Origin of the sequence: Conservatibacter flavescens, assembly GCF_002795425.1 — a bacterium.
GTDB classification, from domain to species: domain Bacteria; phylum Pseudomonadota; class Gammaproteobacteria; order Enterobacterales; family Pasteurellaceae; genus Conservatibacter; species Conservatibacter flavescens.
Window position 1 is genome coordinate 1 of record NZ_PHHA01000048.1, and the last position, 1,163, is coordinate 1,163.

General features: G+C 32.8%; 2 protein-coding genes. Both read right to left on the minus strand.

Annotated elements, in window-relative coordinates:
* A partial coding sequence (locus CVP05_RS12505; RefSeq protein WP_207761375.1) for a hypothetical protein occupies positions 1 to 785 on the minus strand: 785 nt, incomplete at its 3' end.
* Between the two features lie 15 nt (positions 786 to 800).
* On the minus strand, positions 801 to 1,163 hold a 363-nt coding region (locus CVP05_RS12710; RefSeq protein WP_207761376.1), incomplete at its 5' end, for a hypothetical protein.

Genomic DNA, 1,163 nt, shown 5'->3' on the forward strand with positions numbered 1-1,163 from the left:
TCAAGTGGTAATTCTTGATTATTTCTTATATCTGTTATAAATTGATCCCAAATATCTACACTTTCGCTAATTTCCACTTCAGAAATTCCTCTGTCTGATGCATATGTTACTACATCCTGATATAGCGCATATGGATTAATTGCACGAATATGCCCAATTAATACTGCACTACGCCCCCAAGGAAAATCAGGAATAGTTGTACCGATAATTTCTCTAACAACCGATGCGCAGGTAAAATTATTGGTAATATTATAAAATTTAACGCCATTTTCAATATCATTTTTATATTGTCGCGTTCTTTCATAAAGTTGACTATATTGTTCTTGTTTAATAGGAAATTTAAATAATTTCGTTTTTTCCGGAATACGGTAATCTGAAGTGCCTCTTCCATACATACGCTGCTTTGCATTGGCGGCTACGTAAGCCAATGTTGTTGCAATAGGATTATGTCGAAATAATGCATTAACCACTTTAGTTGGTACTCTTTGCTCAGTATTTATTTCTAACAAACGTTCACTATCATTTATTATAGGACCAAGACTAAAGAAAATTGTTGCAGACTTATTTTTAACTAAATACATGAAGGCATGACCAGGATCAGAAAGAACATCATGCATATTAACTGTTATTTTTACGCTACTATCATAGTCATCTTCTAATATTAGCTCATTGTAAACTTCCGGCTTATTCACTTCAAATCCAATCACTAAATAGTATCGATCTTGAATATGAACACTGCTACTATTTAATTCTATTTTTTGCGTTTTACTTATGGTGGCTACCATTTTATATCCTTAGGATTATAATTCATCCAAATCTATTTCTACTTTAATATCTTTTTCATTATCACTATAGATAGTTTGCGTTTTCCCATCATTATCTGTAATACCTTTAATTACCTTATCACCAATAGTCATTTTATAGGGTACTTTTTTATGAATATTTCCCTCACTATCTTTTAAGACAAAAAAGTGACTATAAGGTTTTATTCCTTGAGCAAGAAAGTTGTCCTTTTCTACCTCCGTCTCCTGCAACCCAATATGCTTACCATCAATCCACACACCACTTTCATTCAACAACACTGTGGATTTGCCAAAACGCAGTAAAATCTGTTGGTTATCCATTGTAATACTGGTTTGTTCCCCCACTTCCAGTTCGATTCT